Below are 23845 nucleotides of genomic sequence, written 5' to 3'. Positions count from 1 at the left end.
CCTTAGTTCTTGCCGATGGCGCGCAGCACGCGGTCCAGGCTGTCACCCTGGGTGCTGGTGTAAGGCGCGTCCTTGACGGCGTTGTAATAGGCTGATGGGTCATAGGTCGGAAGGCCCAGCTTGAGATTCTCTGCTGTCAACAGACCCATAGAGGACAGAAGTGAATAATAAGCTAATTGCAGACTGGATTCGGCGCTGATCCGGTCGGCTTGGGCATTCAGCAGCGATTGTTCGGCGTCCAGCACGTCCAGCGTGGTGCGCGCGCCCAGCGAGGCCTCCTCGCGCACCCCATTATAGGCGGCGCGGGCGGCGCTGATCTGTTCGTCGATGGCCGAAATCGACGCGCGGGCGACGTCGATATTGGCCCAGGCGGTGCCGACCTGCTGTCCGACCAGCACGGTGGCCCGGCTCAGCCCGGCGCGGGCGGCGTCGCGCCCGGCCATGGCCTTGCGATGCGCAGCGGGCAGGCGGCCACCGGAATAGACGGTTTGCGACATTTGCAGCCCGACATTCGCCCCGACGGTGGTGCGGGTGTTGGTGGTCGGGTTGGTCGAATCGGCATCCGACAGGCTGATCCCGGCGCTGCCTGTCAGGTTGGGGCGACGCTCGGCGGCGGCCATGGCCACGCGCAGTTCGGCGGCGGCGGCCTCACGCTGTGCCTGCCGGATCAGCGGATGGCTGCGCATGGCGATGTTGCGCGCCTCATCCAGCGATTTCGGCAGTTTCGGCGGCTTCGGCGGGGCCGACAGCTTGCCCGGCGCCTTGCCGGTCGCCGCCTTATAGGCCTCACGCGCGGAGGCAAGCTGCCCCTCGGCGGCGGCCAGACCGGCGCGGGTGGCGGCCAGCCGGGCCTCGGCCAGCGAGACATCGGTGCGCGTCACTTCGCCCACGTCGAAGCGATCCTGGGCGGCGCGGCTTTCCTCGCGGATGACGCGGACCGAGTTCTGGTTCAGGTCGACTTGCTGCGTCGCGGCGCGCACGTCCATATAGCTTTTGACGGCGTTCAGCAGGACATTCTGTTCGACGTCGATCAGCGCCTCACGCGTGGCCAGCACGGTTTCCTTGGCCATGTCGATGGCCAGTTGCGAGCGGCCAAAGTCATACAGCGTCATCTGGGCGCTCAGCGATAGCGAGGCCTGAAGCGTGTCGACGGTCGGGCCGTTGCGGATCTCGGCCTTGGAAAACTGGGTGCTTGCGATCCATTGCACCACCGGCCGCAGCGAGGCGACGGCAGTTGCCACATCCTCATCCGCGGCACGCAGCACGGCCCGGTTCTGGTCCAGCAGGTCCGAGGACCGATAGGCCGCGACCATCGCATCGGCCAGCGATTCGGCCCAGGCGGCCGTGCTGGTCAGCGCCGCCGACAGCGACAGGGCCAAACCCAGGCTACCCGCGCCCAGAAACTTTCGCAGTCGAGACGTCATGCCAATCACCCTTGCCCTTCGTTGCCGTCATTCTGCACCGGGGATCGCCGATCCGCGATGTGGCAAATATTCTTCGGTATGAATATGACCCGCGCGATCAGAATGCGAAGGCCGCTGCGCGGGCAAAGCCCGGCAGCACCGGCGCCGTCGCATTGAAGGCGTCGCGCCAGTTCACGCGCCCGGCCTGTTTCAGCCCGATGCGGACCACGCCCAGGCCGCCGTCCTGAAACAGCGCGGCGATCCGGCCGCCCTCTTTCAACTGGTCACAGATCGCCTGCGGCACGGTCTGCACCCCGCCCTCGATCACGATCACATCATAGGGCGCGTGCTTTGCGGCCCCTGCCACCGGATCGCCCGCCACCACGGCGACATTATCGCTGCCATTGGCGGCCAGCCGGGTTTGCGCCTCGGCTGCCATCTCGGCCACGTCCAGCGCCACCACCGCCTCGGCCATGCGGGCCATCACGGCGGCGCCGTAGCCATGGCCACAGGCGACATCCAGCACCAGATCGGTCGGGCCGATGGCCAGGGCGTCCAGCATCTTCGCCAGCGTCCGCGGCTCCAGCAGGACGCGATCGCCGCCCAGATCCAGATTGGTGCCGACATAGGCGGCGGCGCGTTTGGCATCGGGCACAAAGGCTTCGCGCGGGACGGTCAGCATCGCCTCGATCACGGTATAGCGGGTCACGTCATTGGGACGCACCTGGCTGTCAACCATCATGGTGCGGGCTTTGGCAAAGTCGGCCATCTTCACGTCCTTCGGCAATGGATCGGCCCAGGGCTGGCGTGCGGTCCGGGTCAGCCTGTCTTGCCATATTCGTCGCGGCGCGGCAACGGGTCGAGGGGGATGAGGTCGGTCCGGGGCGCTGCTCCGGACCCCGGGATATTTGTGCCAAGAAGAAAGCCGCAGCTGGGCGCGATTGCGGGGCCTTGCGGGCAGGGGCGAAAGCGTCTAATCAGACCCGGCCTCGGGCAATCGGCGGGTTGGCGGAGAGGTTACGCAGCGGATTGCAAATCCGTGAAGACCGGTTCGATTCCGGTACCCGCCTCCAGGTCTTTCCCCAACTGCATGGCCCGGCATGATCCTGTATCGCCTGTTTGTGACGCTTGCTGCGCCGGTTATCCTGATCCGGCTGCTGTGGCGGGTGCTGCGCGGCGACGAAAGCTGGGGCGATCTGGGGCAGCGGCTGGGGCGCGGCGTGGTGCGGCCCGAAGCGGCGGTGATCTGGCTGCACGCGGCATCGAATGGTGAGCTGGCTTCGGTCAGGGGGCTGGTTCGGGGGCTGGCGCAGGCGCGGCCCGACGTCGCGATCGTCGTCAGCACCAACAGCGTGACCGGGCGTGCCCTTGCGGCGGGCTGGCCCGAAGTGGCGCAGGCGCGGCTGGCGCCGCTTGATCTTGGGCCAGTCGTGCGGGGCTTTGTGCGGCGTCTGGCGCCCGATCTGGCGATTGTCGTGGAAAATGAGCTGTGGCCGAACCGCCTGGCGGCTTTGGCGGCGCAGGCTGTGCCGGTGGCGGTTGTGGGCGCGCGCATGTCGGCCACCAGTGCGCGGCGATGGGCGCGCCTGGGGCGCCTGACGCGGCGGGTGCTGGGGGCGATCAGCCTGCTGTCGCCGCAAGATCCGCAATCGGGCGCGCGTTTTGCCGGGCTTGGGCTGGCTGCGGATCGCATCGCGCCGGTGCTGGATCTCAAGGCAGGTCTGGCGTCGGGGACGGCCAGCCCGATGACGGCGGCGCGGGCGCGGGTGGTGCTGGGGGCCTCGACCCATCCGGGGGACGAGCTGCGGATCGCGCGGGCCTGGCAGGCGGCGCGGGCGCGCCATCCCGACCTGCGGCTGATCCTGGCGCCGCGTCATCCGCTGCGCGCCCCGGCGATTCTGGCCGATCTTGCGGGGCTTGATCTGCATCCGGCGCGCCACAGCACCGGTGGCGATCCTGCGGCGGCGCTTGTTCTGGCCGACACCTTGGGTGAGATGCCGCGATGGTATGATCAGGCCGGGCTTTGCATCATCGGCGGGTCGTTCGACGCCTTGGGTGGCCACACCCCCTATGAGCCGACGGCAGCCGGGGCGGCGGTGCTGCATGGCCCGGACATGGCCAATTTCCGCGCCGCCGCGCAGGCGCTGTCACCAACCGGTGCAGCGGTCAGCGACGGCGACGATCTGGCGCGACGGATGACGGAACTGGCGGGCGATGCCACGGCGCTGGGGGATCTGGCGGCAGCCCAGGCGCAGGCGCTTGCGCTGTTGCGCGGCGATCAGGACGGGCTGCTGGCAGCGCTGCTGGCGACGTTGCCGCCGACACGCTGATCATGTCATGAAAATGACATGTTTCTGACGCGCATGTGTCACAATAGCTTGTTGAAACAGCGCATCTGGCCCATGTATCTTGTCAGCCTGCCGCCGACAGCGGGGCCGCGTCCGACTGTCCGACCTGCCCCTGCTGTGCTGTATCTGTTGCAAAGGATTGTTGCCCGCCGTGCCGCGCCTGCACCCCGTCTTTCCCGCCGATCTGCCGACCGATGTGCATGGCCAGTTCGCTGCGCTGTGCTGGCGGCGGGCGAAGGTCGGGCATCAGGTGCTGCTGATCACTAGCCGCGACACCGGGCGCTGGGTGCTGCCGAAGGGCTGGCCGATCCCCGGCCTTGCCCCCCATGCCGCCGCTGCGCAAGAGGCCTGGGAGGAGGCCGGCGTCGAGGGGCGGGCCGCCCCCGATCCGATAGGCTTTTACAGCTATCAGAAGCTGGGGGCGAACCGCGCCCGTCATGTGGTGGCGGCGGTCTTTGCGTTGAAGGTCAAAAAGCTGGCGCGCGATTTCCCCGAAAGCGGCCAGCGGCGTCTGAAATGGTTCCGCCCGGAAAAGGCCGCGACCAAGGTGGCCGAACCCGAGCTTGCGGCGCTGCTGGCGGCGTGGCAGCCTGAGGGCTGAAAGGGGCCGCCGATGATCCGCTATCAGTTGCGCTGCCATCAGGGGCATCTGTTCGACGGCTGGTATCCGTCGGCGGCGGGCTATGACCGGCTGGCTGCGGCGGGGCAGGTGGTCTGCCCGGATTGCGGATCGGCCCAGGTCGACAAGGCGCTGATGGCGCCGTCGGTCGCGGCCGACCGCCCGCTGTCCACCCCCGGCACCGCCGAGGCGGCGCTGAAGGCGCTGCGCGATCATGTCGAGGCAAGCTCGGACGATGTGGGCCTGCGCTTTGCGGCCGAGGCGCGCGCGATGCATCTGGGTGATATTCCCGAACGCCCGATCCACGGCCAGGCCCGCCCGGATGAGGCGCGCGCCCTGATCGAGGACGGGGTGCCGGTGCTGCCCTTGCCCTTCACCCCGCGTCGCCAGCAGAACTGACGGTCGGTGGACGGCTTCAGCCTTGGGCTGGGGGCGGGTCTGCCGGGGCGCCCAATCCTTGCCGGTGCACGGGCATGAAAGCGCGGCTTTCCGCAGGAAAATCCTGTCAATCCGCTGCGTTGCGCGCCGCATCGACAGCGGCAGGCAAGACCGCTGCCAGGGCGTCCAGCGCCGCATCCGGGCCGCATGAGATGCGGATGCAGCGATCATGCGGGGCCACAAAAGGCATGCGGATGAAAACAGCGCGGTCGGCAAGCTGGCCCACGATCCTGCGGGCAAGGGCACCGTCACCGCCTGCATCCAGCGTCACGAAATTGGTGGCCGAGGGCAGCGCGACCAGCCCGCTGTCCGCGCCGATAGCGGCAATCCGCGCGCGCGCCTGCGCCACCTGGTCGCGGATGTGATCCAGCCAGGGCTGATCGGCAAGCGCGGCCAAGGCGCCGGCCTGGGCGATGCGCGACATGCCGAAATGGTTGCGCACCCGGTCGAAACGGGCAATCAGATCGCGCGCCCCGATCCCATAGCCGACCCGCGCCCCGGCCATCCCATACGCCTTGGAAAAGGTGCGGAACCGGATGACGCGCGGATCTTCGGGGTCGATCACCGGCGCGGTGCCTGGCGGGGCAAGTTCGACATAGGCCTCATCCAACAGCAACAGGCTGCCATCGGGAACGGCATCGACCATGGCGGCGATGGTCTGGGCCGGATGCCACGAGCCCATCGGATTGTCGGGGTTGGCCAGATAGATCAGCTTGGCGCCCACTTCCTTTGCCTTGGAGATCAGGGCATTGGGGTCTTCAGTATCGCCAGCGTAAGGCACCTTGTGCAGCACGCCGCCAAAGCCCGCGACGTGGAAGTTGAAGGTTGGATAGGCCCCGTCCGAGGTCACCACCGCATCGCCCGGCGCGATCAGCATCCGCACCAGATAGCCGAGCAGGCCATCGATCCCCTCACCCACGATCACCTGATCGGGCGCGCAGCCGTGATGGGCGGCCAGGGCCATGCGCAGATCGTGGTTTTCGGGATCGCCATACATCCACGCCTCGGTTGCGGCCTGTTCCATGGCGCGGATGGCGCGGGGCGACGGGCCGAAGCCGTTTTCATTGGCACCAAGCCGGGCATCAAAGGCGCGCCCCATGCGGCGTTCCTGCGTCTCGGGGCCGACGAAGGGGACGGTGGCGGGCAGGCTGTTCAGAAGGTCGGTATAGCGGGGGCGGGGCATCGTGTGGATTCTTGTCAGAGGGATGGGCGCGCACCGTGCGACAGAACCGCCCGCCGCGCAACACCCTTGCAAGCGATTGAAAAGGCAAAAGAACCGTGTAAGCAGCCGGTGCACAGGGTGGGCACCGGATTGACCCGATGGCCCGCGCCCTCCTATGCGGCGGAACACGAGGCCCGCCATGACCCGAAGCATCCCGACCGCCGCCGAGAATGCCGCCATGCCCGGCACCGCCAAGGCCCATTTCCGCGACCCGAATGCGCGGCGGATCAACCGCGGGACGGGGATGCGACCGGGCTGCCCGGCGTCGGCGTGCATCTGATCGAGGTCGCGCCCGGCGATGCCACAACCGAGCATCACGGACACTACCACGAGGATCAATGTGTCTATGTGCTGGCCCGTGAAGCCACGCTGTGCCTGGATGAGGAAGCCCATGCCATCGGCCCCGGCGACTTCATCGCCCATCCCAAGGACGGCGCCGCGCATTCCATCTTCAACACCGGCGCCGAGGTGCTGCGCTGCCTGGTGATCGGCTGGCCCATGATGTCGCGGACTATCCCCGCCAGAACAAGCGCATCTTCCGCAATGCCGGGCTGCCCTGGATGCTGGTCGATCTGGATCAGGCCGAGGTCATCGGCGGAGCGGTGGGGACGACGTGACGCGCCCGGCACGCGCCGCGACCGAGGATGCAGCGGGGACATTTCGGCCAAGATGTGAGGGTCAGTCAGCCTGAAACCGCCGCCGCGCCTCGGCCTCGATGGCGAGGCGCAATTCGAGATCCGCGAGTTTCGCGGCCTCTGCCGCGCGGACCTCAGGCGGCGCGGCGGCAAGGGTGGCGCGCTGGGCGGCCACGGCCTTGCGCAGTTCAATCTCGCGCGGCAGTGCCCCGGCCTCGGCCATGATGCGGAAACCTGCGTCTTGCGCGGTGTCGCCGGTCGTCGAGGCCAGCGGCTGCCCTGCGCCCTTGAGGTTGTCCAGCTTGCCCTCGGCCTGTGCCCTCAGGATCTGGCGTTCGGCGAGTTTGTCAAAGCGCATCACAGGCCCCCCGCGCTGCATAAGTATTTGGACACGGAAGACGCCGTCTACTCTTGTACTCAAGTACTCTCTTGCGCCGTTGAAACCAGCGTTACGCGACCTGTTCCAGGACGGGCGCCTGCGCAACGCCCAAAGCGGCGCAGACCTTTTGCGTGAGATGCGGGCGGTTCAGCGTGTAGAAATGCAGATCCTCGACCCCGCCCTGGATCAGCTTGTCGCACAGCGCGGTGCATTGCGCGAGCGCCAGCAGATCTTCGCGCCCGTCGCGCTTGGCGGTCTGGAAAGCCTCGTCCAGTTTGGCGGGCACGCCGGTGCCGCAGCGGGCGGCAAAGCGTTTCGCGCCGTCCCAGGACTGGATCGGCAGGATGCCGGGGATGATCCTGGCCTTGACGCCCTCTTTCACGCAGGCATCGCGAAAGCGGAAAAAGGTGTCGGCGTCAAAGAAGAACTGGGTGATGGCGCTGGTCGCGCCGGCGTCGCATTTGCGCTTCAGCCAACGGACATCCGCCAGCGGGTCGGCGGCATCCGGGTGCGGTTCGGGATAGGCGCCGCAGCGGATGGTGAAGCGGCCGTCGGCGGCCAGGGCCTCGATCAGTTCGACAGAGCTGGCGAAGCCATCGGGATGCGCGATGAAGCGCTCGGCGCCTTTCGGGGCATCGCCGCGCAGGGCGACGATTTCGCGCACACCGGCGGCTGCATAGGCATCGACAATCTCCATCGTCTCGGCGCGCGTCGCCTCGACACAGGTCAGATGCGCGGCGACCGGCACACCATAATTCTTGCCGATCGTCGTCACCGCCTCATGCGTCAGCTTGCGGGTGGTGCCGCCCGCACCATAGGTGACCGAGACGAAGCCGGGTTTCAGCGGCGCCAGCGCCTGAACGGTCTCCCACAGCCGAAAGCTGGCATCCAGCGTTTGCGGGGGGAAGAACTCGAAACTGACGGTGACGGACATGGCGATTCCCTTTCGTTACGCCCTTGTCGCATGTCCCGCGATGTGAGACCAATTCATAATCCTCATCATCAGCATGAAAATCCCTCAAATGCACATCGACCTGCGACATCTGAAAACCATCGCCATGGTCCATGAAACCGGCAGTCTTGCGCGCGCCGCCGACCGGCTGTTCATCACCCAATCGGCGCTGAGCCATCAGATCAAGGCGCTTGAGGATCAGGCCGGGACCGAGATCTTCGTGCGCCGCTCGCGCCCGATGCGGCTGTCGGCGGCCGGGGTGCGGCTGCTGCGTCTGGCGGAACGGGTGCTGCCCGAAATCGCGGCCGTCGAGGCCGAGTTTCAGGCCCTGCGCGAGGGTCGTACCGGTCGTCTGCACATCGCCATCGAATGCCATGCCTGTTTCGACTGGCTGTTCCCGGTGCTGGAACAGTTCCGCCGCGCCTGGCCCGAGGTCGATGTCGACATTCGCCCTGGCCTTGCCTTTGGTGCCATCGACGCGCTGCTGCGCGAGGAGGTCGATCTGGTGATCTCATCCGATCCGGTGGATATCGACGGCGTGACCTTTCATCCGCTGTTCGATTATGCGCCGATGTTCGTCGGCCCCGCGCATCACCCCGCCGCCGCCCGCGATTACGTCACCGCCGAGGATTTCCGCGATGAGGTGCTGATCACCTATCCGGTCGACCGGTCGCGGCTGGACATTTTCAGCGGCTTGCTGACCCCCGCAAGGGTCGAGCCGCGCGGGGTGCGGCAGGTCGAGCTGACGGCGGTGATCCTGATGCTGGTCGCCTCGGGCCGCGGCGTGTCGGTGCTGCCCGACTGGGTGCTGCGCGAGGTGAAATACCGCCCCGATTACATCACCCGACGGGTCACGGAGGACGGCCTGGTCAAACGCCTGTTTGCCGCAACCCGCACCGAGGACGGCACGCTGCCCTGGATGGGCCATTTCCTGCGTCTGGGGCGGACCGAGCCGGTGAAATTGCAAAGGGGGTAGGGGTGTCGTCCGATGACATGCGCCGCGCGGCGACCTATGGGATTTATCGCGCCCTGTTCGCGGCCCGGTCGGCCTATCCGGCCAAGACCCTGCGCAGCGTGCTGACGGAGCTGCTGTATGCCGAGCCACTGGCCTGGCGGGTTGTGGGGGTGACGCGCGCGGCGCTTGCGGCCTATCGGGACGCGGGGTTCCGACCGATCACCGGCATCGAACGCGCCCATCTGACTGACCGTCACCGCACCATCGCAGCCCTGCTGGACGGCCCCGAGCCGCTGCCGCAGGAGGCGCTGTTTCGCCTGTGGGACGATGCCGATCGGGTGGTGATCGCGCTGCGGGCGGAAAATCGGTCGGGGGTGCTGAGCGACTGGCTGCCGATCCGCCCAGACACGGGCTTCTTCCCGCGTCGCGGCATCGGTTTCGCCTTTCGCATCGGGGTCGAGGGGGCGCTGATGCGCGATCTGGCTGCACAACAGGATCGGGGCGCGCCTGCCTCCTGACCCCTTCCCATCCCCCGCGTCATCCCCTATACCCCGGCGATCCCCGCCACAGGAGTCCGCGATGCAATCCGCCAACCTGAACATCATGATCAAGGCCGCCCGCAAGGCCGCCCGCGGCCTCGTGCGCGACTTCCGCGAGGTCGAGAACCTTCAGGTCTCGGCGAAGGGCCCCGGCGATTTCGTCAGCCGTGCCGACCGCGAGGCCGAGCGCGCGATCAAGGAAGAACTGCGCAACGCCCGCCCCACCTATGGCTGGCTGGGTGAGGAAACCGGCGAGGAAGGCGGCGAAGACCCCACCCGCCGCTGGATCGTCGATCCGCTGGATGGCACCACCAACTTTCTGCATGGGCTGCCGCATTGGGCGGTCTCGATCGCGCTGGAACACAAGGGCGAGATCGTCGCGGCGGTCGTCTATGACCCCGCCAAGGACGAGATGTTCACCGCCGAAAAGGGCGGTGGCTGCTTCATGAACGGCGCGCGGATGCGGGTGTCGGGGCGGCGCAAGATGGATGAGGCGCTGTTCGCCACCGGCATCCCTTTCGCCGGTCGCCCGACGCTGCCCGCCAGTCTTCAGGATCTGGCGCGGCTGATGCCGCTGACCTCGGGGATCCGTCGCTGGGGCGCGGCCTCGCTGGATCTGGCCTATGTCGCGGCGGGGCGTCTGGACGGATATTGGGAACGCGGGCTGCAACCCTGGGACATGGCGGCGGGCCTGCTGCTGGTCAAGGAAGCCGGCGGCCGTATCGCGCCGATCCGCGAGGGCGCCAGCCTGTTCGACAAGGGCGGCGTGATCGGCGCCAATGCCGAATTGTTCGAGCCGCTGGCCAAGACCCTGCGCGCCCCGGCCTGACGCACCCTTTTCTTCTTGGCGAAAATATCCTTTGGTCCGGGGCAAGGCCCCGGTCCCGGACTGCCCGTCAGCGCCGAACGCTGGGGATGCGCGTCGGGCGATAATCGACCTCGGGATGCGGCGGCTGGCCGCGCGTTGCCTGCCAGAACCCGCCCGCACCGCGCCGCAGCCAGAACGGTAGCGCCAGCAGCAGCCCAGCCGCAAAGCCGCCGGCATGGGCCCAATAGGCCACGCCGCCCTCACCCCCGGCCAGCATGACGCCGGAAAAGGTCTGGATCGCGAACCACACGCCCAGCACGATCCAGGCGGGGATCGGGAAGATCTTCAGGACGATGACGATGATGAACAGCACATCGACACGGGCGCGCGGAAAGAACAGCAGATAGCCGCCCATCACCCCGGCAATCGCTCCGGACGCCCCGACCATCGGGATGCCGCTGGTCGGGTCCGCCGCCATCTGCGCCGCCGCCGCCGCCAGCCCCGAGGCCAGATAGAAGCCCAGAAACGGCAGATGCCCCATCTGATCTTCCAGATTGTCGCCAAAGATCCACAGAAACAGCATGTTGCCGATCAGATGCATGATCCCGGCGTGCAGGAACATATGCGTCACCAGACCCCAGACATTCTGCCCGTCCAGCACCGCGACGGGATACAGCGCCCCGACCTCCCACCAGCCGCCGGGCTGGGGTGACCAGCCTTCGGTCAGGATGAAGATGACGATGTTCAGAAAAATCAGCCCGATGGTGACATAGGGCGTGCGCTCGGACGGGTTGTGATCGCGGATCGGGAACATGCGCCAGCCTTTGATGATTGCCCGGCCCGCGTCAAGCGGTCAGAAGCTGGGCGGCGTGTTCACCCAGATCAGCACGGTGCGGGCGTCGGCGGCATTGGCCCAGGCATGGGGGCGGCGGCTGTCGAAATAGATCGAATCGCCGGGGCCAAGATCATGCGTTTCGGCCCCATCCAGGGTGATGCGAAAGCGGCCCTCGATCACGGTGATGAACTCTTCGCCGTAATGGTCATAGCCGCCATCCGAGGCGGCGCCGGGGGCCAGGATGAAGCGGTGGCAATCCATCTGGCGGCGGCCCTCGGCCAGCACCTCGACGCGCACGCCAGGGGCGGGCATCGGCCACAGCCGCGCGGCGCCTGCGCGCACCACGGTATCGCCCGGCTGATCCTGACCCGACAGGGCAGAGACGGTGGTGCCGTAAAGCCGCGCCAGATCGGCCAGAGCCTTGAAGCCCACCCCCGCGCCGGTCCGCTCGAGCGTGCCAAGGGCGGAGGCCGAGATGCCGATCTGGCCCGCCACGGCCTCAAGCGTGTCGCCGCGCGCCTGCCGCAACTGGCGCAGGGCCGCGCCGAGGGGTTCGTTGGTGATCGCGTCGGGCGGGCTGTCCGCGCCTGCCAGGGCCGCGCGGATCGCGGCGGGGTTCAGCCCGGCCTGACGGCGCAGAAAAGCGATGCGTTGCAGCCGCGCGACATCCCCCGCCGTATAAAGCCGCTGCCCCGAGGGACGGCGCCCCGGCGCAATCAGGCCTTGGGTTTCCCACAGGCGCAGGGTGGATGGCGCGACCCCGGCGGCGCGGGCGGCTTCGGTCACGCGAAACAGCGGCACATCTTCCATGCCGGCAAGATGGCATGCGCGCGGGCGCGGCGGAAGATATTTCTTGCAGAAAACATGCAAGATGCAAGGATGGGGCACCCTCGAATCGGAGCCATCCATGACCAGTGTTCCCACCCAGACCGCGCCCGAACTGACCCAGCGGCGCAATGACGCCATTGCCCGTGGCGTCGGCATGACCACCCAGATCTATGCCGACCGCGCCGATAACGCCGAGGTCTGGGACAAGAACGGCAACCGCTATATCGACTTCGCGGCGGGCATCGCGGTGGTGAACACCGGCCACCGCCACCCGCGGGTGATGAAGGCGGTGCATGACCAGCTGGACCGCTTCACCCACACCTGCCATCAGGTGATGCCCTATGAAAACTACGTCCATCTGGCCGAGCGTCTGAACGCCAAGGTGCCGGGCGATTTCGCCAAAAAGACGATCTTCGCCACCACCGGGGCCGAGGCGGTGGAAAACGCCATCAAGATCGCGCGCCATTACACCGGTCGCGCGGCGGTCGTGGCCTTTGCGGGCGGTTTCCATGGGCGCACCTTCATGGGCATGGCGCTGACCGGCAAGGTGCAGCCCTATAAGGCCGGATTCGGGCCGATGATGAACGACGTCTGGCATCTGCCCTTCCCGAACCCGCTGCATGGGGTCAGCGGCGATGATGCGCTGGCGGCGCTGGACCGGCTGTTCAAGGCCGATCTGGAACCCGCGCGCGTGGCCGCGATCATCGTCGAGCCGGTGCAGGGCGAGGGCGGGTTCTATGAAGTGCCGCAGGGCTTTTTCGCCAAGCTGCGCGCGATCTGCGACCAGCACGGTATCGTGCTGATCGCGGATGAGGTGCAGACCGGTTTCGCCCGCACCGGCAAGCTGTTTGCGATGGAACATCACGGCGTGGCCGCCGATATCACCACGATGGCCAAGGGTCTGGGCGGCGGCCTGCCGATCAGCGCCGTCACCGGCCGGGCCGAGATGATGGATAGCCCCAACCCCGGCGGTCTGGGCGGCACCTATGCCGGCAACCCCTTGGGCATTGCCGCCGCCCATGCAGTGCTGGACGTGATCGAGGACGAGGGCCTGTGCGACCGCGCCACCCGTCTGGGCCAGCGGCTGAAGCAGCGTCTGGCCGGGATGCAGGACCGGGTGCCGGAAATCGTGGACATTCGCGGCCCCGGCTTCATGAACGCGGTCGAGTTCAACGTCGCGGGCAGCGCCACCCCGAACCCCGAGATGACAGGCCGTGTGCGCGAAGAGGCGCTGAAGCGCGGGCTGATCCTGCTGACCTGCGGGGTTCATGGCAATGTCATCCGCTTCCTCGCGCCGATCACCATCCCTGATGCGGTGTTCGACGAGGCGCTGGATATTCTGGAAGACGCGATCATCGCCGCACGCGGCTGACGCGCAACAGCGAAAGGCCGGGCAAAGCGCCCGGCCTTCATGATTCAGCCCTTGGGCGTCGCGCGCAGCACCATGCCGAACAGATCGCGCGGATCGTCGGGATCGGCGATCAGGTCGATCATCGCGGCGCGCGCCGGGTCGGCCTCGATCAGGGCGCGCAGATAGCAAAGCGCGCTGAAATCCTCGATCGCGAAACCCACGCCGTCGAACAGGGTGATCTGCGCGGCGTCGCGGCGACCGGGGGCCGCGCCGGTCAGCACCTGCCAGAACTCGGTCACCGGGTGATCGTCGGGCAGTTGCTGAATCTCGCCCTCGACACGGGTTTGCGGCGGATATTCCACAAAGATGTCCGCGCGATGCAGGATGCCGGGCGCCAGTTCGGTCTTGCCGGGGCAGTCGCCGCCGATGGCGTTCAGATGCACGCCCGCGCCGACCATGTTGTCCGACAGGATCGTGGCATAGGCCTTGTCGGCGGTGCAGGTGGTGATGATCTGCGCGCCCTGGATTGCCTGTTCGGCGCTGTCGCAGGGCGTCACCACCAGCCCGCGCCCGGCCAGATTGGCCGCGCATTTCGCCGTGGCGGAGGGGTCGATGTCCCACAGCCGCACCTCGGTGATGCCGCAGACCGCCTTGAAGGCGAGCGCCTGAAACTCGGACTGGGCACCATTGCCGATCATCGCCATCGTGGTCGCGCCCTTGGGGGCCAGATGCCGCGCCACCATGGCCGAGGTCGCTGCCGTCCGCAGCGCCGTCAGCAGCGTCATTTCCGTCAGCAGCACCGGATAGCCGGTATCGACATCCGCCAGCAGGCCAAAGGCGGTGACGGTTTGCAGCCCCTCGCGCATGTTCTTGGGGTGGCCGTTCACATATTTGAACCCATAGCGTTCGCCGTCCGAGGTCGGCATCAGTTCGATCACGCCGACATCGGAATGGCTGGCCACGCGCGGCGTCTTGTCGAAATCGGGCCAGCGGCGAAAGTCATGCTCGATCCGCTGCGCCAGATCGGCCAGCATGGTTTCCAGCCCGACGTCGTGGATCAGCCGCAGCATCGCATCGACGCTGACAAACGGGACAAGGGCCTTGGTCGAGGGTTTAAGGCTGGCCATGGATCACCCGAAGCTACGCGTAGGCCGGTCAAAGACCTTGCGGCCCATCAGGCTGCCGACCAGATCGACCATCAGTTTGGCCGTCCGCCCACGTTCGTCCAGAAACGGGTTCAGCTCGACCAGATCGAGGCTGGTGACCAGGCCGCTTTCATGCAGCAGCTCCATCACCAGATGCGCCTCGCGGAACGAGGTGCCACCGGGCACGGTGGTGCCGACGGCGGGGGCGATCGAAGGGTCAAGAAAGTCGACGTCCAGCGACACATGCAGCATCCCGTTTGCGGCCCGCACCTCATCCAGGAACTCACGCAGGGGGGCAACGACGCCGCATTCATCCAGCACGCGCATGTCGTTGATGTCGATTTCATGCGTCAGCAGGGCCGCGTGTTCCTCGGGGTCGACCGAGCGGATGCCGAACAGGCAGATGCGCTTGGCAGGCACCGGCGCGGGGAAGGGCGGGAACGGGTCGAACCCGGCGCGGCCCGCGATATAGGCGACCGGCGTGCCGTGCAGGTTGCCCGATTGGGTCGTCTCGACCGTGTGGAAATCGGAATGCGCGTCAAGCCACAGCACGAACAGCGGGCGGCCCTGTTCGGCGGCATGTTCCGCGACACCGGCGACCGAGCCCAGCGACAGCGAATGATCGCCGCCCATGATGATCGGAAAGCCATCGGCCATCGCGGCCTTGCAGGCGGCGGCCAGGGCCTTGGTCCAGCCCAACGTCTCGGCCAGGTGGTGAACGGCGGGGTTGGCGCAGGCCGGTTCCGTCTTGGGCAGGTCGGGGGCGACATCGCCGCGATCCTCAAACGTGTGGCCCAGGGTTTCGATGGTCGCGCCAAGGCCTGCGACGCGATAGGCGGCAGGGCCCATCAGGCAGCCGGGACGGCGTTGGCCGGAATCGACCGGCGCGCCGATCAGGATGCAATGGTGGGGCATGTCTTTCCTCCGCAATTCGTTTCGCTGCACGATACGGGATCGGCCCTGCGGGGGAAAGGGCGGGCATGGTTGCACTTTCCTTGGCGCGCGCGCGGGTCTAAACCGCTGTCAGCACAAGGAAGGCAGCGGATATGGCACGTCACCTCATCACCTCGGCGATCCCCTATATCAACGGGATCAAGCATCTGGGCAATCTGGTCGGCAGCCAGTTGCCGGCGGATCTGTATGCGCGTTACCTGCGCGCCCGCGGGCATGAGGTGATGTTCATCTGCGCCACCGACGAACACGGCACCCCGGCGGAGCTGGCCGCCGCCAAGGCCGGCAAGCCGGTGGCCGATTACTGCGCCGAAATGCACGCGATTCAGGCCGAACTGGCGCGCGGCTTCCGGCTGTCGTTTGATCATTTCGGGCGATCCTCCAGCCCGCAGAACCACGCCCTGACGCAGGCCTTCGGCAAGGTGCTGGCCGAAAACGGTCTGATCCGCGAGGTCAGCGAACGGCAGATGTATTCCAATGCCGACGGCCGCTTCCTGCCCGACCGCTATATCGAGGGCACCTGCCCGAACTGCGGTTTCGACAGCGCGCGCGGCGATCAATGCGACAATTGCACCAAGCAGCTTGACCCGGTGGATCTGATCAATCCCCGCTCGGTGATCTCTGGCTCGACCGATCTTGAGATGCGCGAGACCAAGCATCTGTTCCTGCGCCAATCCGCGATGAAGGACCAGCTGGCCGACTGGATCGACAGCAAGACCGATTGGCCGATCCTGACCACCTCGATTGCGAAGAAGTGGCTGAACGATGGCGACGGCTTGCAGGATCGCGGCATCACCCGCGACCTGTCCTGGGGCGTGCCTGCGCAGTTCGACGGCGCGCCGTGGTCGGGGATGGAGGGCAAGGTCTTTTACGTCTGGTTCGATGCCCCCATCGAATATATCGCCGCGACCCAGGAATGGGCGGACAAGACGGGCGGCGATTGGGCGCGCTGGTGGCGCACCGATGCGGGCGCGGACGACGTCACCTATACGCAATTCATGGGCAAGGATAACGTGCCCTTCCACACCCTGTCATTCCCGGCGACGATCCTTGGGTCGGGTCAGCCTTGGAAGCTGGTCGATTACATCAAGTCGTTCAATTATCTGAATTACGACGGCGGGCAGTTCTCGACCTCGCGCGGGCGGGGGGTGTTCATGGATCAGGCCCTGTCGATCCTGCCCAGCGATTACTGGCGCTGGTGGCTGCTGTCCCACGCCCCCGAAAACAGTGACGCCGAGTTCACCTGGGAGAATTTCCAGCAGTCGGTGAACAAGGATCTGGCCGATGTGCTGGGCAACTTCGTCAGCCGGATCACCAAGTTCTGCCGGTCCAAGTTCGGTGAGGTGGTGCCTGACGGCGGCGCCCCCGGCCCCGAGGAGGAGGAGTTGACCCGCGCCCTGACCGCCCGTCTGGCCGCCTATCAGACCGCGATGGAGGCGATCGAGATCCGCAAGGCAGCCGCCGAATTGCGCGCGATCTGGGTGCTGGGCAACGAATATCTGCAATCGGCCGCGCCCTGGGCGACGTTCAAGACCGACCCCGACCGCGCCGCGATGCAAGTGCGGCTGGGCCTGAACCTGATCCGGCTTTACGCCGTGCTGTCGGCGCCCTTCATCCCCGATGCCGCGCAGGCGATGCTGACCGCGATGGGTTCGGACGACACCGCTTGGCCCACCGACATCGCCACCGCGCTGTCCACCCTGGCGCCGGGCCACGCCTTCACCGTGCCCGACAACCTGTTCACCAAGATCGAGGATGCCAGCCGCGAGGATTGGGCCGAACGCTTTGCCGGGCTGCGCGGGTGATCGGTCACCGGGGAAGGTGAAGGGGGGTGGCGGACAGTGAGCCCGCCATCTGCCTGATGCATCCTGTCGCAACCCGATCCATTTTCTCTAGCTCTGCCAGCATATTAGCTATGCCACCTGTTGCGTGATGTTGCAAGGCGGGGCGATAGAGTGCAAATATAATGGCGGGTATAATGGAGGGTGCTATGCCGAAGGTCGCCAAGGAACTGTCTGCGCTGGAAGTGAAGCGGCTGGCGCATCCGGGGGGCGCGGGTAACCGGCTGGCCCCCGTGGGTGGGGTGCCGGGTCTCATGCTGCAACTCACCCCCTTGGGTGGCAAGACCTGGCTCCTGCGGACGAAGGTAGGGGAACGGCGCAGGGAAATCGGGCTGGGCGGGTTCCCTGCGGTCTCTCTGGCCGAAGCCCGCGACAAGGCGCGCGAGATGCGGGCGAAGATCGAGGCCGGGATTGATCCGGTCGAGGAACGGAAGGCGGCTCGTGCGGCCCTTATCGCCATGCAGCGCCGTGGGCTGACCTTTGCCGAGGCGGTGGACCGCGCACTTTCTTCCCGTCTGGACAGCTTCAAGAACGCCAAGCACCGCCAGCAATGGGTGAACACCCTCCAAGCCCATGCGGTGCCCGAACTCGGCAAGATGCTGGTGCAGGACATTACCGTGCAGGACGTGCTTCGAGTGCTGCAACCGCTCTGGCAGACGCGCACCGAGACCGCATCACGCCTGCGCGGCAGGATCGAGGCGGTTCTGTCCTGGGCGACGGTGGCAGGGCACCGCACCGGCGAAAACCCCGCGCGCTGGGCGGCGAACCTCAAGGAACTGCTACCCAAGCCTTCGCAGGTCGCAACCGAGGGCAGACAGCCCGCCTTGCAGATTGACGACGCGCCGCGCTGGTTCGCCGCGCTGCGGGGGCGCGATGGAATGGGCGCGCGGGCGCTGGAATTCGCCGCGCTGACCGCCGCCCGCTCTGGCGAAGTAAGGGGCGCGACATGGGGCGAGATTGACCCTGAAGCCGGTCTCTGGATCATCCCCGCCGCCCGGATGAAGATGGACCGGGAACACCGGGTCGTCCTGTCCCCCGAGGCCGTGGCGCTGCTCAAGTCCCTGCCGCGCTATGAGGGGAGCGACCTTGTGTTCCCCTCGTGCAGCGGGGGCCAGATTTCCGACATGACCCTTTCCGCGACCATGCGACGGATCCATGAAAGCGCGGTGGCCGCTGGGGGGCCGGGCTTCGTGGATCGGGCCTCGGGCCGTCGCGCGGTCCCGCATGGCCTGCGGTCCACCTTCCGCGATTGGGTGGCCGAACGCACCACCTTCCCCGGCGAGATGGCCGAGATTGCCCTTGCCCACAAGACCGGGAACGCGGTCGAGCTTGCCTATCGGCGCGGCGATCAGGTCGAGAAGCGCCGCCGCATGATGGCCGCTTGGGCCGATCACCTGACCGGGAAGGCGGGCGCTAAGGTCGTCCGGATAGCGCAATGACTGGGCGTTGGCCTGTCGTCGGGGCGGAGCCGACACCCGAACTGATCGACGCGCTTGAAAGGATCGGTTGGAGCGGCGCTCTGGCCCGTCACCCTTCGTTGGTCGCGCCGCTTCTGGACCTTCGGCCAGTTGCGTCTGACATGTTCCATGACCATGCGGAGGCCACCGAGGCCGCAGGCGCGCTGAAGGCATTACTGGACGCCTTTGCGGTCGTTGATGCCGCCTTCCAAAAGCTACCTTTGGTGCTGCGGCGGCAAAGCGAGTTGACGAACCTCGAGCGATCAATCGCTGCGGCGTTTGGAGCGCCCATGGATGACTTGATCAATCGCGTCGGAGCGGAGGCGCGGCTACTCAAGGTATGGCGACGAGGCAGGCCTCCAAATGCAGCCGCTGACCGCATTGCCCGCGAGCTTGCGGAAGTGCATTTCCTCGCCAAAGGAAGGATGCCAAGTGTCGGGCGCTCTCCAACGGGTGAACTAAACGGAACATTTGCCCGGTCCGTCGATACCATTTTTCGCCTGGTCGGGATTTCATGTGGGGACGTGACAGCGGTCTGCCTTAAAGCCATCGCCTCAATCGACAGCGCCCAGCGGGCAGTCCTGCGAGATAAACGTTCAGGGCGTGCTGGCCTATCGTTGGTGGATTTTTGCAAGCCAAGAGGCACGGATTAAATAGCCCGTTTAGGGCTTATTTTCTCCATTTCGACAGACGGCCCGCCCTGCGCCAATTTGCTTTCCATCGCACTGATGGAGGCACTAGATGTCTGAGACTTACCTTTCCGATCAGCAGGTTGCAGACCGCTACGGCGTTCACCGCACAACCCCCCGCCGCTGGGCGAAGGCCGATCCGACCTTCCCCAAGCCCATTGTCCTGACGCCGGGAAGCACCCGCTGGGCGCTGTCGGCCCTGGAAGCGTGGGAAGCGGCGAAGGCTGACCGCGCCGCATGAAAAAACCCCAGCCGGGCGGATGGCTGGGGTCTATTCGGTGCGGCTACACCGTCTAGATACCGCATCCATGCCCGGCCCTGCAAGAAGGGACCGGCCACCATGCCGAAATCGTCTTACGGACCCCGCGCCTTCTGCGTGACCTGTCCGGACATTCCGACCTTCACCGCCACGATCAAGGGCCGCCCGCGCTGGGCGCTGGAACGGCTCATGCAAGCTGGGCGCGAAGGTCTCACCTCCATGACGGACCCTGCGCCGCGCTGGGCCGCCTATGTCCATCGCCTGCGTGGCGCTGGGCTGTTGATCGAGACCATGCACGAAGCGCATGGCGGGCCGTTTCCGGGCAGCCATGCCCGCTATCGGCTGGCCTGCAAGGTGGAGCCGGTCGCATGAGCCACGTTGTCATCCATTTGCCGGTCGCGCCGAACCTTTGCGCCTATGCCCGAAAACTTCTGGCTGATGGTGCCGATCCTGACGCGCTGACCTTCGTCTATCGCGGCGAAACCTTGTGCTTCAAACCGGCCCCGCTTGGTGCCTGGGCGCGGCTGACCACCGAGGAAGGCGACCGCTCTATCCGCTTCCGCACATTCCGCCCGTCGATGGGGCGCAGGGTGGGGGCTAAGCCCGCAGGAGGGGCGGAAGGGCCACCGGAAGGGGAAGGGGCCGCGCAAGACGAAGGCTGATCCGCAGAGAGGTTTATGCGGGTCTTTGCCTCATGGCCGCCCAGCGCGCCGAAAGAGACCTGCCACGGTTCTGACGCCCTCCCGGCTACCAAAGGGCGTCGACGGGTCCGGGGGACATAACCCACCCCGCGCTGTTCCGGCTCCTTCTAGGACAGCGCAGAAGCGCGACAACGTAACCCACCGGCGGAATGTCCGTGCCAATCAGGGCAAGGAAGCCGACCGGGGACCGCTCCGGCGCAGTGCTGCAAAGGGCGGGTCGGGATAAAAGCCCGAGGGGAAGCGGCTGGCCACCGATAAAAGGCATCGCGTGGATACCGGGCAGGAAGCGAAGGGCCTTCTCCTGTATATCGGGGGGAAGGAGCGGGTGTCGGCTATTCTAGGTTGAGGGCCAATCAATCTGCCGCTGGCACTTTGCAGGGATAGAGGAAGCTCAATGCGGCCATCACCGCAAAATCCGACCCCTTGTCTAGGTAAGCATCCGGGTTCCTGATAATGTGCTTTTTGACCTGTTCCGCTAACTGGTCCGGGCTTGTGCCGTGACCGGGGTCCATCTTTAAAAAATCGTCCACCTCGCCCTGCATACCGCAATTCATTGTCATAACGTTCGCATGGCCCTGGATGATACCGATGCAATAGGCATAGCGTGTGGTCATCTCGGCACCGGGGTCAGTGCACCAATCTGCAAACTCCAAGACCGGCATGGCTTCCACTCGGTCGTGTGGAAGGTGGGAAAAACTTGCAGCAAGAGCGAGTAGAGACGCCTTCAGCGTGTTCATCGTGTGCTATCCTTTCTGCTCTGGGGCTCATCTCCCGAAAGACCCCTTACGCCAGCCCGTGCTATTGAAAAACCTTGGGAGACCGGTTTGCGAAGTGCCGCCGACTATGACGAAGTGGAAACTCAGCGCCAAGGAGGCATAGGTGATGGTCGAGGCGATCAACCTGCACGATCTGCTGGAAGAGCTTGAGCCACACTTGCAGGCCGACCGCGCTACGAAGATGGCCGACCGCCGCTCGAAAAGGGCCATTCTCGCCCTCATTCTGGGACTTGCCGCATCACCGCAAGAGGCAGGGGCACAACAGGGGCTTCACCCGCGCAGCGTGGGCAACCTGCTTCGCAAGCCGACCGGGAAAAGGCTTCGCCGTCAACTGCATATGGCGCTTCGGGAAGGCTGGGCCGAGAAAGCCGAGGCGACCATGGCGCAGATCATGCTGCACGGCGAGAAGGCATCGGACAGGATGCGCGCCGCCGAGTGGATCGCCGGAATTGCAGGGATTGCGTCGGTGAAGCGCTCCGAAACCAAGGCTATCGCGGCCCCGCAGGCTGTCGGTATCATCATTGTGGACCCGCGCGGCGGGCGGCAGGAAGGGGAATAGGGCATGGGCTGGGCGGCACCTCTGGCGAGGCAGAGGCCCCCGCCCCCCTGTCCCCCTGCGCGAGCCGAGACCGAGCCGGGGGGCAAAACCGGAAGGCGGGCACGTGTCTTACATGCACCCGCCCTCAAATTTTTCGTATTACAGCGCGGGCCAGGACGGCAGGCCGAGTATTCGGTGGGCAATCCGGGTCACGGTGACCTCGGGCATTTCCGCGCTGGGCGGGTTGCCGGTGCCGGGGAAGGCTTCGGGTGAGGCAATGACGATCAGGGCGGCAAGGTCTGCCATCTTCTCGGGTTCGGCACCTAGCGCTTCGGCCTCCACCGCGCAAAGCCGTTCATAAGCGGGGTTGCCTTCGGCTCCCTCGTGTTGAAGCCGGTGAATGAGGCTCACCCATTCCGCGAAAAGGGTCCCGATCTTCGTCATGGTCCACGCTCCTGCGTTCTATGGCGGCGGGGCAGATTGACTCACCCCGGCGCGGTCAAGCGCTTGGCAGAAGGCGGGTATGATGGCGGGTATTTTTCAGATGCGCTGATTTTTCTTTTGAAATCAGAGGCATCTGGCGGACAGTGAGGGATTCGAACCCTCGAGACGGTTCCCCGCCTACACACTTTCCAGGCGTGCGCCTTCGACCACTCGGCCAACTGTCCGTGCCCGGTTCTCTAGCCCGACTGCGGGGCTGACCGCAAGGCGCAATCTTGGGCGGTGGCACGGGTTGATCCGGGGCGCGGCGGGCCGTAACGTGGCGGTCATGCCCGAACTGCCCGCCATCCCCCCCGATCCCGCACAGACCCGGCGCGAGCGCCTTCAGACGCTGTTCCTGGGGATCATCGCCTTCGCGCTGCTCTTGTTCCTGCTGGTGCAGGCGCGGTTCATCCTGATCGCGCTGGTGATCGCCATCATCCTGTTTTCGCTGACATCCGAGGCGATCAACGCGATTGCGCGCATTCGCATCGGGCCGGCGCATGTGCCGAACTGGCTGGCCTCGCTGGTGGCGATGGGGCTGATCGCGGCGGGGCTGTTGTGGGTCTCGCTGATGGTCGTCAGCCAGGTCAATCAGGTGCTGGCCGTCGCCCTTGGTTATGCCGAACGCGCCCAGGGCGCGGCGGCCGAGCTGTTCGCCTGGCTGGGGCCGCGCGCCGGCGGCGCGATCCAGGAGGGGGTGCGCTCGATCAACCTGCCCAGCTATCTGCGCAGCGCGGCGGGGCAGGCCACCAATGTGCTGTCGATGTCGGTGCTGATCATCCTGTTCGTCGGCTTTCTGTTCGCCGAACGGGTGTGGTTTTCCACCAAGCTGCGCCGCCTGATGGGCGGCGCGGATGAGGCCCGCCGCGCCGAGGCGGTGGTGCGCAGCATCATGCACCGCGTGAACCGCTATCTGATCGTCAAGACCGCCGTCAGCGCCGTCACCGGCGCTGCGGTCTGGGCAATTTTTCGCACGGCGGGCCTTGATCTGGCGCTGCCGATCGCCACGCTGACCTTCATCCTGAACTTCATCCCCTCGGTTGGGTCGATCATCGCCACGATGCTGGCGGCGCTGGTGGCCTTTGTGCAGACCGGCGACACATCGACGACGGTGGCGATCACGCTGGCGGCGGCGGGGGTTCAGTTCGTGATCGGCAACGTGCTGGACCCGATGCTGCTGGGCAAGACGCTGCGCCTGTCGGCCTTTGGCATCATCCTGTCGCTGGCCTTCTGGGGGGCTGTCTGGGGGCTGGCGGGCATGTTCCTGGCGGTGCCGATCATGGTGGCGGTAATGATCCTGTGCGCGCAGACCGAGTGGCTGCGCCCGGTGGCAATGCTGCTGTCGCGCGAAGGCCTGGCCGAGACCGCCGCCTGATCAAGGGGCCTGATCGCGCACCTTCTCCGGCCGCTTGTTCCGGAACCTTTGCCTCGCAAGGCCGTTAACGATTTGTTAACCCTTTAGCAAAGAACCGGAGGGCGTCATGCGCGCATCCCTGCTGATCGTGTCGATCATCGCGGCATTCTCGATGTCGACCGTCATGGCGTCGGCTCATGGTGGCGGCTGCCGCAAATCCTCGCCGCCCGGACAATGCTGCCATGCTGACAACAGCGCCGGCGGCCAGGTGCATTGCCACTGACCCGGGGCGTTCAGAAGGATGGGCCATATGAAACAGGCCGCCCAAGGGGCGGCCTG

The 23845-nt window shown here is 66.3% G+C and carries 29 protein-coding genes and 2 tRNA genes; 19 read left to right on the top strand and 12 right to left on the bottom strand.

The window, feature by feature from the left end; translation table 11 throughout:
* Nucleotides 1-2: 2 nt before the first annotated feature.
* Nucleotides 3-1424, bottom strand: coding sequence for a TolC family outer membrane protein (locus ACEYYA_RS11145; protein ID WP_374800596.1), 1422 nt, complete (start codon nucleotides 1422-1424; stop codon nucleotides 3-5).
* Nucleotides 1425-1521: 97 nt separating this feature from the next.
* Nucleotides 1522-2172, bottom strand: a complete 651-nt coding sequence (locus tag ACEYYA_RS11140) for a protein-L-isoaspartate O-methyltransferase family protein (protein WP_374800594.1) — start codon at nucleotides 2170-2172, stop codon at nucleotides 1522-1524.
* A 230-nt stretch (nucleotides 2173-2402) separates the two neighbouring features.
* On the opposite strand from ACEYYA_RS11140, the gene ACEYYA_RS11135 reads away from it, so the two are divergent.
* The 4 genes from ACEYYA_RS11135 (at nucleotide 2403) to ACEYYA_RS11120 (ending at nucleotide 4769) form a co-directional block, all read left to right on the top strand.
* Nucleotides 2403-2476, top strand: a tRNA-Cys gene (locus ACEYYA_RS11135).
* 27 nt (nucleotides 2477-2503) lie between these two features.
* Nucleotides 2504-3733 carry a 3-deoxy-D-manno-octulosonic acid transferase gene (locus ACEYYA_RS11130; protein WP_374800592.1) on the top strand — a complete coding sequence of 410 codons (1230 nt, stop codon included), beginning with the start codon at nucleotides 2504-2506 and terminating at the stop codon, nucleotides 3731-3733.
* Between the two features lie 169 nt (nucleotides 3734-3902).
* Complete coding sequence (locus tag ACEYYA_RS11125; RefSeq protein WP_374800590.1) at nucleotides 3903-4352, top strand: NUDIX hydrolase; 450 nt, start codon at nucleotides 3903-3905, stop codon at nucleotides 4350-4352.
* A gap of 12 nt (nucleotides 4353-4364) precedes the next feature.
* Entirely contained in the window at nucleotides 4365-4769 is a 405-nt protein-coding gene (locus ACEYYA_RS11120) for a DUF1178 family protein (protein ID WP_374800588.1), read from the top strand.
* Nucleotides 4770-4875: 106 nt separating this feature from the next.
* Here ACEYYA_RS11120 and ACEYYA_RS11115 read toward each other — a convergent pair whose 3' ends face one another.
* On the bottom strand, nucleotides 4876-5991 hold the full coding sequence (locus tag ACEYYA_RS11115; protein ID WP_374800586.1) for a pyridoxal phosphate-dependent aminotransferase: 1116 nt from the start codon (nucleotides 5989-5991) through the stop codon (nucleotides 4876-4878).
* Between the two features lie 178 nt (nucleotides 5992-6169).
* Between ACEYYA_RS11115 and ACEYYA_RS11110 the strand changes: the two genes are divergently transcribed.
* Entirely contained in the window at nucleotides 6170-6310 is a 141-nt protein-coding gene (locus ACEYYA_RS11110) for a hypothetical protein (RefSeq protein ID WP_374800584.1), read from the top strand.
* Nucleotides 6301-6705 carry a cupin domain-containing protein gene (locus tag ACEYYA_RS11105; RefSeq protein ID WP_374800582.1) on the top strand — a complete coding sequence of 135 codons (405 nt, stop codon included), beginning with the start codon at nucleotides 6301-6303 and terminating at the stop codon, nucleotides 6703-6705. Before ACEYYA_RS11110 ends, ACEYYA_RS11105 begins: the two co-directional genes overlap by 10 nt.
* A gap of 3 nt (nucleotides 6706-6708) precedes the next feature.
* Here ACEYYA_RS11105 and ACEYYA_RS11100 read toward each other — a convergent pair whose 3' ends face one another.
* Complete coding sequence (locus ACEYYA_RS11100) at nucleotides 6709-7023, bottom strand: DnaJ family domain-containing protein (RefSeq protein ID WP_374800580.1); 315 nt, start codon at nucleotides 7021-7023, stop codon at nucleotides 6709-6711.
* Between the two features lie 91 nt (nucleotides 7024-7114).
* Nucleotides 7115-7978 carry a methylenetetrahydrofolate reductase [NAD(P)H] gene (metF, locus tag ACEYYA_RS11095; protein WP_374800578.1) on the bottom strand — a complete coding sequence of 288 codons (864 nt, stop codon included), beginning with the start codon at nucleotides 7976-7978 and terminating at the stop codon, nucleotides 7115-7117.
* 88 nt (nucleotides 7979-8066) lie between these two features.
* On the opposite strand from metF, the gene ACEYYA_RS11090 reads away from it, so the two are divergent.
* The 3 genes from ACEYYA_RS11090 to ACEYYA_RS11080 all read left to right on the top strand — a co-directional run bounded on the left by ACEYYA_RS11090 (nucleotide 8067) and on the right by ACEYYA_RS11080 (nucleotide 10319).
* Nucleotides 8067-8972, top strand: coding sequence for a LysR family transcriptional regulator (locus ACEYYA_RS11090; RefSeq protein WP_374800685.1), 906 nt, complete (start codon nucleotides 8067-8069; stop codon nucleotides 8970-8972).
* A gap of 2 nt (nucleotides 8973-8974) precedes the next feature.
* On the top strand, nucleotides 8975-9469 hold the full coding sequence (locus ACEYYA_RS11085; protein ID WP_374800576.1) for a hypothetical protein: 495 nt from the start codon (nucleotides 8975-8977) through the stop codon (nucleotides 9467-9469).
* 61 nt (nucleotides 9470-9530) lie between these two features.
* Nucleotides 9531-10319, top strand: a complete 789-nt coding sequence (locus tag ACEYYA_RS11080) for an inositol monophosphatase family protein (protein ID WP_374800574.1) — start codon at nucleotides 9531-9533, stop codon at nucleotides 10317-10319.
* A gap of 67 nt (nucleotides 10320-10386) precedes the next feature.
* Here the strand turns inward: ACEYYA_RS11080 and ACEYYA_RS11075 are convergent, their stop codons facing one another.
* Both ACEYYA_RS11075 and ACEYYA_RS11070 read right to left on the bottom strand, forming a co-directional pair.
* Nucleotides 10387-11112 carry a rhomboid family intramembrane serine protease gene (locus ACEYYA_RS11075; protein WP_374800572.1) on the bottom strand — a complete coding sequence of 242 codons (726 nt, stop codon included), beginning with the start codon at nucleotides 11110-11112 and terminating at the stop codon, nucleotides 10387-10389.
* Nucleotides 11113-11151: 39 nt separating this feature from the next.
* Entirely contained in the window at nucleotides 11152-11943 is a 792-nt protein-coding gene (locus tag ACEYYA_RS11070) for a MerR family transcriptional regulator (RefSeq protein WP_374800570.1), read from the bottom strand.
* A 97-nt stretch (nucleotides 11944-12040) separates the two neighbouring features.
* Between ACEYYA_RS11070 and ACEYYA_RS11065 the strand changes: the two genes are divergently transcribed.
* On the top strand, nucleotides 12041-13333 hold the full coding sequence (locus ACEYYA_RS11065; protein ID WP_374800568.1) for a 4-aminobutyrate--2-oxoglutarate transaminase: 1293 nt from the start codon (nucleotides 12041-12043) through the stop codon (nucleotides 13331-13333).
* Between the two features lie 44 nt (nucleotides 13334-13377).
* Here the strand turns inward: ACEYYA_RS11065 and ACEYYA_RS11060 are convergent, their stop codons facing one another.
* Together ACEYYA_RS11060 and rocF are read right to left on the bottom strand one after the other, a co-directional pair.
* Nucleotides 13378-14439: an ornithine cyclodeaminase gene (locus tag ACEYYA_RS11060; RefSeq protein WP_374800566.1), complete on the bottom strand. Its 1062-nt coding sequence runs from the start codon at nucleotides 14437-14439 to the stop codon at nucleotides 13378-13380.
* Nucleotides 14440-14442: 3 nt separating this feature from the next.
* A complete protein-coding gene (gene rocF / locus ACEYYA_RS11055) occupies nucleotides 14443-15372 on the bottom strand; it encodes an arginase (protein WP_374800564.1) in 930 nt (309 codons plus the stop codon).
* A gap of 131 nt (nucleotides 15373-15503) precedes the next feature.
* Between rocF and metG the strand changes: the two genes are divergently transcribed.
* The 6 genes from metG to ACEYYA_RS11025 all read left to right on the top strand — a co-directional run bounded on the left by metG (nucleotide 15504) and on the right by ACEYYA_RS11025 (nucleotide 20316).
* Nucleotides 15504-17213: a methionine--tRNA ligase gene (metG, locus tag ACEYYA_RS11050; protein ID WP_374800562.1), complete on the top strand. Its 1710-nt coding sequence runs from the start codon at nucleotides 15504-15506 to the stop codon at nucleotides 17211-17213.
* A gap of 185 nt (nucleotides 17214-17398) precedes the next feature.
* Nucleotides 17399-18688 carry a tyrosine-type recombinase/integrase gene (locus tag ACEYYA_RS11045; protein WP_374800560.1) on the top strand — a complete coding sequence of 430 codons (1290 nt, stop codon included), beginning with the start codon at nucleotides 17399-17401 and terminating at the stop codon, nucleotides 18686-18688.
* Between the two features lie 140 nt (nucleotides 18689-18828).
* Nucleotides 18829-19359 carry a hypothetical protein gene (locus tag ACEYYA_RS11040; RefSeq protein WP_374800558.1) on the top strand — a complete coding sequence of 177 codons (531 nt, stop codon included), beginning with the start codon at nucleotides 18829-18831 and terminating at the stop codon, nucleotides 19357-19359.
* Between the two features lie 88 nt (nucleotides 19360-19447).
* The gene (locus ACEYYA_RS11035; protein WP_374800556.1) at nucleotides 19448-19636 is read left to right on the top strand and encodes a helix-turn-helix transcriptional regulator; all 189 of its coding nucleotides are present in this window, start codon (nucleotides 19448-19450) and stop codon (nucleotides 19634-19636) included.
* A 99-nt stretch (nucleotides 19637-19735) separates the two neighbouring features.
* Nucleotides 19736-20026: a winged helix domain-containing protein gene (locus ACEYYA_RS11030; RefSeq protein WP_374800554.1), complete on the top strand. Its 291-nt coding sequence runs from the start codon at nucleotides 19736-19738 to the stop codon at nucleotides 20024-20026.
* Complete coding sequence (locus tag ACEYYA_RS11025) at nucleotides 20023-20316, top strand: hypothetical protein (RefSeq protein WP_374800552.1); 294 nt, start codon at nucleotides 20023-20025, stop codon at nucleotides 20314-20316. Before ACEYYA_RS11030 ends, ACEYYA_RS11025 begins: the two co-directional genes overlap by 4 nt.
* Nucleotides 20317-20708: 392 nt before the next feature.
* On the opposite strand, the gene ACEYYA_RS11020 is transcribed toward ACEYYA_RS11025, so the two are convergent.
* Nucleotides 20709-21092, bottom strand: coding sequence for a Rap1a family protein (locus tag ACEYYA_RS11020; protein WP_374800550.1), 384 nt, complete (start codon nucleotides 21090-21092; stop codon nucleotides 20709-20711).
* 145 nt (nucleotides 21093-21237) lie between these two features.
* Between ACEYYA_RS11020 and ACEYYA_RS11015 the strand changes: the two genes are divergently transcribed.
* The gene (locus tag ACEYYA_RS11015) at nucleotides 21238-21690 is read left to right on the top strand and encodes a hypothetical protein (RefSeq protein WP_374800548.1); all 453 of its coding nucleotides are present in this window, start codon (nucleotides 21238-21240) and stop codon (nucleotides 21688-21690) included.
* Nucleotides 21691-21828: 138 nt separating this feature from the next.
* On the opposite strand, the gene ACEYYA_RS11010 is transcribed toward ACEYYA_RS11015, so the two are convergent.
* Nucleotides 21829-22113, bottom strand: coding sequence for a hypothetical protein (locus ACEYYA_RS11010; RefSeq protein ID WP_374800546.1), 285 nt, complete (start codon nucleotides 22111-22113; stop codon nucleotides 21829-21831).
* Nucleotides 22114-22247: 134 nt separating this feature from the next.
* A tRNA-Ser gene (locus ACEYYA_RS11005) sits at nucleotides 22248-22337 on the bottom strand.
* Nucleotides 22338-22438: 101 nt separating this feature from the next.
* Here ACEYYA_RS11005 and ACEYYA_RS11000 point away from each other — a divergent pair.
* Together ACEYYA_RS11000 and ACEYYA_RS10995 are read left to right on the top strand one after the other, a co-directional pair.
* The gene (locus ACEYYA_RS11000) at nucleotides 22439-23527 is read left to right on the top strand and encodes an AI-2E family transporter (RefSeq protein ID WP_374800544.1); all 1089 of its coding nucleotides are present in this window, start codon (nucleotides 22439-22441) and stop codon (nucleotides 23525-23527) included.
* 106 nt (nucleotides 23528-23633) lie between these two features.
* A complete protein-coding gene (locus ACEYYA_RS10995; RefSeq protein ID WP_374800542.1) occupies nucleotides 23634-23789 on the top strand; it encodes a hypothetical protein in 156 nt (51 codons plus the stop codon).
* Nucleotides 23790-23845: the final 56 nt, after the last annotated feature.

This window comes from Paracoccus zhouxuedongae (assembly GCF_041927815.1).
Taxonomy (GTDB): domain Bacteria; phylum Pseudomonadota; class Alphaproteobacteria; order Rhodobacterales; family Rhodobacteraceae; genus Paracoccus.
This window is presented reverse-complemented; position numbering and strand designations above follow the sequence as displayed.

Coding starts and splice junctions, on each gene's coding strand:
- ACEYYA_RS11130 (WP_374800592.1), top strand. CDS start 2,504: ATGATCCTGTATCGCCTGTTTGTGACGCTTGCTGCGCCGGTTATCCTG.
- ACEYYA_RS11010 (WP_374800546.1), bottom strand. CDS start 22,113: ATGACGAAGATCGGGACCCTTTTCGCGGAATGGGTGAGCCTCATTCAC.
- ACEYYA_RS10995 (WP_374800542.1), top strand. CDS start 23,634: ATGCGCGCATCCCTGCTGATCGTGTCGATCATCGCGGCATTCTCGATG.
- ACEYYA_RS11140 (WP_374800594.1), bottom strand. CDS start 2,172: ATGGCCGACTTTGCCAAAGCCCGCACCATGATGGTTGACAGCCAGGTG.
- ACEYYA_RS11070 (WP_374800570.1), bottom strand. CDS start 11,943: ATGGAAGATGTGCCGCTGTTTCGCGTGACCGAAGCCGCCCGCGCCGCC.
- ACEYYA_RS11035 (WP_374800556.1), top strand. CDS start 19,448: ATGTCTGAGACTTACCTTTCCGATCAGCAGGTTGCAGACCGCTACGGC.
- ACEYYA_RS11040 (WP_374800558.1), top strand. CDS start 18,829: ATGTTCCATGACCATGCGGAGGCCACCGAGGCCGCAGGCGCGCTGAAG.
- ACEYYA_RS11065 (WP_374800568.1), top strand. CDS start 12,041: ATGACCAGTGTTCCCACCCAGACCGCGCCCGAACTGACCCAGCGGCGC.
- ACEYYA_RS11090 (WP_374800685.1), top strand. CDS start 8,067: ATGCACATCGACCTGCGACATCTGAAAACCATCGCCATGGTCCATGAA.
- metG (WP_374800562.1), top strand. CDS start 15,504: ATGGCACGTCACCTCATCACCTCGGCGATCCCCTATATCAACGGGATC.
- ACEYYA_RS11030 (WP_374800554.1), top strand. CDS start 19,736: ATGCCGAAATCGTCTTACGGACCCCGCGCCTTCTGCGTGACCTGTCCG.
- ACEYYA_RS11075 (WP_374800572.1), bottom strand. CDS start 11,112: ATGTTCCCGATCCGCGATCACAACCCGTCCGAGCGCACGCCCTATGTC.
- ACEYYA_RS11020 (WP_374800550.1), bottom strand. CDS start 21,092: ATGAACACGCTGAAGGCGTCTCTACTCGCTCTTGCTGCAAGTTTTTCC.
- ACEYYA_RS11015 (WP_374800548.1), top strand. CDS start 21,238: ATGGTCGAGGCGATCAACCTGCACGATCTGCTGGAAGAGCTTGAGCCA.
- ACEYYA_RS11000 (WP_374800544.1), top strand. CDS start 22,439: ATGCCCGAACTGCCCGCCATCCCCCCCGATCCCGCACAGACCCGGCGC.
- ACEYYA_RS11045 (WP_374800560.1), top strand. CDS start 17,399: ATGCCGAAGGTCGCCAAGGAACTGTCTGCGCTGGAAGTGAAGCGGCTG.
- ACEYYA_RS11145 (WP_374800596.1), bottom strand. CDS start 1,424: ATGACGTCTCGACTGCGAAAGTTTCTGGGCGCGGGTAGCCTGGGTTTG.
- ACEYYA_RS11115 (WP_374800586.1), bottom strand. CDS start 5,991: ATGCCCCGCCCCCGCTATACCGACCTTCTGAACAGCCTGCCCGCCACC.
- metF (WP_374800578.1), bottom strand. CDS start 7,978: ATGTCCGTCACCGTCAGTTTCGAGTTCTTCCCCCCGCAAACGCTGGAT.
- ACEYYA_RS11100 (WP_374800580.1), bottom strand. CDS start 7,023: ATGCGCTTTGACAAACTCGCCGAACGCCAGATCCTGAGGGCACAGGCC.
- rocF (WP_374800564.1), bottom strand. CDS start 15,372: ATGCCCCACCATTGCATCCTGATCGGCGCGCCGGTCGATTCCGGCCAA.
- ACEYYA_RS11060 (WP_374800566.1), bottom strand. CDS start 14,439: ATGGCCAGCCTTAAACCCTCGACCAAGGCCCTTGTCCCGTTTGTCAGC.
- ACEYYA_RS11120 (WP_374800588.1), top strand. CDS start 4,365: ATGATCCGCTATCAGTTGCGCTGCCATCAGGGGCATCTGTTCGACGGC.
- ACEYYA_RS11110 (WP_374800584.1), top strand. CDS start 6,170: ATGACCCGAAGCATCCCGACCGCCGCCGAGAATGCCGCCATGCCCGGC.
- ACEYYA_RS11025 (WP_374800552.1), top strand. CDS start 20,023: ATGAGCCACGTTGTCATCCATTTGCCGGTCGCGCCGAACCTTTGCGCC.
- ACEYYA_RS11080 (WP_374800574.1), top strand. CDS start 9,531: ATGCAATCCGCCAACCTGAACATCATGATCAAGGCCGCCCGCAAGGCC.